Source organism: Chamaesiphon sp. VAR_48_metabat_403, assembly GCF_031422475.1.
GTDB lineage: Bacteria > Cyanobacteriota > Cyanobacteriia > Cyanobacteriales > Chamaesiphonaceae > Chamaesiphon.
Map to the genome: position 1 here is coordinate 1 of NZ_JANPLS010000168.1, position 5,353 is coordinate 5,353.

Genomic DNA, 5,353 nt, shown 5'->3' on the forward strand with positions numbered 1-5,353 from the left:
TAGGGCGGGGTGGGTAGATCTCCGCAACACATCCAACAAACCCATATATCTGTACTCACGACTAAGAAGGGTTAATGTTGTTTTACTGAGATTTACGACGTAATAAATCCTTCTCCCTCCTCCTGATTCGATCGGCATCAGCAGCTTTAATCGCTCTCTCGACAACAGCATCCGCAACATTGGGACGAGCGGTAAAATACTCACTCAGCATCTCAGACACGATCGAATCTACAATTCCTCGCGCTTCACTATTAGCTAATTTAGCTTTTATCGGCCCCGCCCACTCAGGATTTGGCAACAGCACCGCAACTATGGCAGTTAAGCCCTCACGGATAGATTCGCCACCGAGATTGGCATCATCCGATCTCAATCTATTTTGCTGACGAGCAATTTTATTGACAGTTCGAGTTACAGCCATTTTTAGCCCATCACAATGCTGCCCCCCTTCCATCGTCTGAACTGTATTGGCAAATCCAATAACGTTATCGACATCGGCATCGCACCACTGAAGCGCGACTTCTACTCGAATCCGATCTTTTTCAGTCTTTGCATAAATAACATCCTCATGTATCGGCTGCTTTTCACGATTGAGGTAGGCGAGATAATCCCGCAATCCGCCTTCATAATAGTAGCTTTCTAGCTTGGGTTCGTTTATTTCTAATGATTGGATCCGATAATCTGCAAGACTCATCCTAATCCCTGCATTGACACCTGCTAACTCTCTAAATCGATGCGCTAGGATATCGAAATCAAACTCGATCGTTTGTTGGAACATCTCTGGATCTGGTAAAAATGCTATTGTCGTCCCTGTACGATCTGTTCGATGGGGTAAAACTGCCAATTCCGATACCGCAAACCCTTTCTCGAAGAATTGGGTGTAGATTTTGCCATCGCGCCAAACATTAACTTCGAGTTGAGATGATAGGGCACTAACTACCGCAATCCCGACTCCATGCAAACTGCCACCAATTCTATAATCACAATCTCTAGATTTGCCGAGATGAAGAGTCGTGAAAATTGTTTCGATCGAGAATGTACCCGTTTGGCTATCTCTGGCACTCTCAATCCCACGTCCATCATCGGCGATCGTAATTGAACCATTGGCGTTAATCGAGATATCGATATTCTTGCAATAACCAGCCAATGCTTCCTCGATCGAGTTGTCTACAACCTCATATACTAAATGATGGAGTCCTCTCGATCCTGTCGAACCAATATACATCCCTGGACGAAAGCGAACGCCTTCTATTCCTTCTAGTACTCGAATATTGCTGACATCATACTCATCAGCCATATCAATCCCCTCTATAATCGACACTAAGCTGCCTCTAAGCAAACAAAATATTTAATCGCTCCAAAGTTATAACATTAATTGTTCAAGAAAGCGATAGATGCCTCTGAGAATATTTTAAGATGCCTATCCTAAGCCGAAAAACACCAAAAATCGATCTATGGCTCCCCGCTCCCCGCTCCCCCCTCCCCGCTCTGCCCTGCTGATAGTTATTTGTGGCGCGACAGCCACGGGAAAATCAGGACTCGCGATCGCGATCGCCCAACGGCTCAATGCTGAGATAATTAGTGCAGACTCGCGCCAAATCTATCGAGAATTCGATATCGCGACGGCGAAGGTGTCTAGTGCGGAGCTGGCTTTGGTACCGCACCACCTAGTTAGTACATACGATCCTAATTATACCGTAACGGCTGCCCAATATCAAACACAGGCGCAGGCACTAATCGCACAATTTCAGGCGCGGGGAATGACACCGCTGCTGGTGGGAGGTACGGGACTATATATTAAGTCTGTAGTTAGGGGGATGAAAATTCCGCGCGTACCGCCACAGATGGATTTACGATCGCAATTAATCGCGCTGGGACAGGGGCAATGTTACCAGATTTTGCAGCATCTCGATCGTGAAGCAACGCTAAAAATTCATGCCAATGATGCGATTCGGACGATTCGCGCGTTGGAGGTTTATTATGCGACGGGAAAAACGATTTCTAGCCAGCAGGGAGAATATCCGCCGAGTTATCCGATTCTCCAAATTGGTTTGGATTGTGAGAGTTTGGATGTTTTGACGCACCGCATTCAACACCGCACCCAACAGATGCTCGATTTGGGTTGGGAGGCTGAGGTGAAATATTTGGGGACTAAATATGGCTGGGATTTACCGTTGTTAGATACGTTGGGGTATGCCGAAATGCGGCAGTATATTCAGGGTAAAATTAGTTTAGTAGAAGCGATCGATCTAACGATCGTACATACTCGTCAATTTGCCAAACGCCAACGCACTTGGTTTGCATCAGTTCCCGAAATTGAGTGGTTCGATAGCAACGATCCAATTTTACTCGATCGAGTGTGGGATCGAGTCAGACAATTCTGTGAAACATTTAAAATTGCTAGCATTGATATGAATAAGTTTAATGGGTACTAGAAAACCTGGAATGCTGCTAGTTCTCTATATCCTGTTGCCAGTGAAAACGGCTCCCATCGGTCAGATTTTACTGTGTCAGGTGCGCGCGCTCCAAGCTGCTCGCATCGTCGAGCAAAAATTCGATCTGGATCTAGAAAACAATCCAAACGAGCTATTAAAAAATGTCCTGAGATCTTTATTTTTCGATCCGCTTAATACCACAGCTCGTGCTTATCTGGAGTTAATCGCTCCACAACTGGGCTTGTTCGATGATGCGATTGATAAAATTCGACAAAAGATCGCTAATAATAAATTTGAATTGTCTAATCTAGCTGTAACGCACTCAATAGTCGATCGCATTCAACTCAAAGAAATTAAAGAAGTTATTGCCAATGGCTGGATAGTTAAGGAATACTTCAATGGTAAAGATCGTTCTGGCTATGCAATCGAAGGATCGACCCAGGCAGATCGTCAAATTCGGATTAAATGTGGCAATTATACTCGATCGCAGATTAGGGTTATTGCCCTATCTGAAATAGACATCGAGCTAGAAAAAGATCGCGATATCGTAGAGGAAAATACCGAGAATGAGTGACGCTGAAGAAACTTTAGTGAATGGATTTGTCACCTATCCATTACAGGTAGATGGTAAATTCTACTTAATTGAGAACGTACCCGCACGGATCGACGAAGAAACTGGCGAACACTTTTTTACGGCTGCGGTTGTTAAAAATTTACAACAAATTGTGCTAAATGGTAAGGAACCCGATCGCACGATCGATACTGCCATATATAATTACGAACGACACAGCCAGAATTTATAATATTTTTGCTGTTTAGTTTAGAGCCAAATTGCCGCCCAAAAGATAACACCCATCCAGATACCTCCAAGAATGCAATAAACAAATGGATGGTTGGAATTGATATTTTTATAGAGTAAATACCATGGCTTGGCAGTTTTTTTGACAATTTGATAGATACCTAAATAATTATCGATCGCGACTACTTCGCCGTGAGTGTATTGTTTGGCAATATAAGCATCAGTCCATCTTAATGATTCTCGAATGGCATACATCGGTGGGAAATCTAGCTTGTTTGCAATAGAACCAGTATTAATTTTAAAGCCGGGATATTCAGCTTTGAGCCGTTCTTGAAGATATCGCTTGTCGCATTCATAACCAAAACTTCTGACTTGTTGTAATTGCGCCGAACCGTAAGTATAGATCCAGGTATCTTTATCTAAGTGAAGATCGAGTAGATTTTCGGTGGGAGATCGATCGAGTGAATTTTCATTCATGATTAATTTCTGACTGGCAATCTTTACGATCTTAGCTGAATGAAACACTTCGCGCTAAGAGGCTGTTTTTATCCAGAATACACCCTATTCCCTATCCCCTTGATACCAATACTGATAAGCGGTATAAGCCATCGTCACCACCCCCGTAATAATTGCCGATTCATCCACCATAAATTGCGGATGGTGGAGGGGATGATTCTTGGCATCAGCCGTCCCGACACCCAACCGGAACATCGTCCCAGGGGCATGTTGCAGGTACACGGAGAAGTCTTCCGCACCGAGTGAGGGTTCGGGTAAGATTTGGACTCGATCGCTACCCCAGGCGGCTCTAGCCGATGATTCTAAAATCTGAGTCAGCGCGATATCGTTTTGAACGGAGGGTACGCCGCGCCGATAATTTACCTGACATTTTGCGCCGTAAGTCCGACAAATATCGGTGACGATTTGCTCGATCCAATCTGGGAGCGTCGCGTGCGTCTCAGGATGGAGAGATCGCACCGTACCGGACAATTCTACCCGATCGGCAATAATATTCGGCGCACGTCCGCCGCTAATGGTGCCGATCGTCAGGACGATCGGGCGTAATGGGTTCTGAGTGCGGCTAATTGCTTGCTGAAGCCCGGTAATTACCTGCGACGCGATCCAGATCGCATCGATCGCTTCATGGGGTCTGGCACCGTGCCCGGACTCGCCCATAATCGTAATTTCCAAGTCATCGGCGGCGGCGGTTAAGGCTCCATACCTAATCCCGATCGAGCCTGCGGGAATCGATGGAAATACATGCAGGGAAAAAATACTATCAACCTCTTTCATCACCCCGTCAGCGACCATCCAGGTGGCACCCTGCGCGATTTCTTCGGCAGGTTGAAAGATAAATCGGGTACTCCCTGGTAACTGGATGCCCAGTTGAGCTAAAATCATCGCAGTCCCCAAACCCACGGTAGTATGGACATCATGACCACAAGCGTGCATGATACCCTGATTTTTGGAGCTAAATGGCAATCCCGTCCGCTCGACGATCGGTAGTGCATCCATATCTGTCCGAATTGCCAACAGTCGATCGTCTGTACCCGCACCAGCTAGTTCGCCGACTACGCCAGTTTTACCGATCGATTCCTGTGTCTGCAACCCCGCCGCCGATAATACCCCGGCAATATACGCCGCTGTCTGATATTCTTTTCCGCTCAATTCTGGATGTGCGTGTAAGTGACGGCGAATTTCAATCAGTCTGGGTGCGAGTTCGGTGGCGATGGAGTGGATGCGATCGAGCATGGGGGGACGGGGAGTGTGGGGGGTGTGGGAAGATAGAATATGGTTGGTGGTAGCTAGGATTAGATCTATGTATGAGGTAAGTTTCAGGCGATGCTCATCGATCGATATCTATCTATTTCTTACTTAACAACATCATGACAGATCGTACTGAGGCAATTTTGGGCTTCGATCCGGGGAAGGATAAATGCGGTGTTGCGGCGATAGGTGGCAATCGAGCCTTGCTTTATCATCAAGTGTTACTGACAGCCGAGGTAATCGATCGAATTGGCGATCTATCTGTGCAGTATAACGTCAGTCGGATTGTGATGGGCGACCAAACTACCGCCAAACAATGGCAACGACAGCTAACTACAGCATTCCCCCATCTGCCGAT

At 46.1% G+C, this 5,353-nt stretch carries 6 protein-coding genes and 1 pseudogene; 4 read left to right on the forward strand and 3 right to left on the reverse strand.

Going from position 1 to position 5,353, the window contains the following annotated elements; translation table 11 throughout:
• Positions 1-82: 82 nt before the first annotated feature.
• Positions 83-1,318, reverse strand: coding sequence for an ATP-binding protein (locus tag RMO79_RS08085; RefSeq protein WP_310482605.1), 1,236 nt, complete (start codon positions 1,316-1,318; stop codon positions 83-85).
• Between the two features lie 133 nt (positions 1,319-1,451).
• Between RMO79_RS08085 and miaA the strand changes: the two genes are divergently transcribed.
• From miaA to RMO79_RS08100, 3 genes are read left to right on the forward strand one after another with little or no spacing between them, the layout of a single operon-like run.
• Positions 1,452-2,432, forward strand: coding sequence for a tRNA (adenosine(37)-N6)-dimethylallyltransferase MiaA (gene miaA, locus RMO79_RS08090; protein WP_310482606.1), 981 nt, complete (start codon positions 1,452-1,454; stop codon positions 2,430-2,432).
• A complete protein-coding gene (locus RMO79_RS08095; RefSeq protein WP_310482607.1) occupies positions 2,422-3,006 on the forward strand; it encodes a DUF4258 domain-containing protein in 585 nt (194 codons plus the stop codon). The genes miaA and RMO79_RS08095 overlap by 11 nt, the downstream gene beginning before the upstream one ends.
• Positions 2,999-3,235 (forward strand): hypothetical protein, encoded by a 237-nt coding sequence (locus tag RMO79_RS08100; protein ID WP_310482608.1) that lies wholly within the window; start codon positions 2,999-3,001, stop codon positions 3,233-3,235. Before RMO79_RS08095 ends, RMO79_RS08100 begins: the two co-directional genes overlap by 8 nt.
• Before the next feature lie 17 nt (positions 3,236-3,252).
• Here RMO79_RS08100 and RMO79_RS08105 read toward each other — a convergent pair whose 3' ends face one another.
• Positions 3,253-3,708 (reverse strand): hypothetical protein, encoded by a 456-nt coding sequence (locus tag RMO79_RS08105; protein ID WP_310482609.1) that lies wholly within the window; start codon positions 3,706-3,708, stop codon positions 3,253-3,255.
• Positions 3,709-3,792: 84 nt separating this feature from the next.
• On the reverse strand, positions 3,793-4,980 hold the full coding sequence (locus RMO79_RS08110) for a M20 family metallopeptidase (protein ID WP_310482610.1): 1,188 nt from the start codon (positions 4,978-4,980) through the stop codon (positions 3,793-3,795).
• Between the two features lie 134 nt (positions 4,981-5,114).
• On the opposite strand from RMO79_RS08110, the pseudogene RMO79_RS08115 reads away from it, so the two are divergent.
• Positions 5,115-5,353 (forward strand): annotated as a pseudogene (locus RMO79_RS08115) (resolvase); the annotation flags it as partial.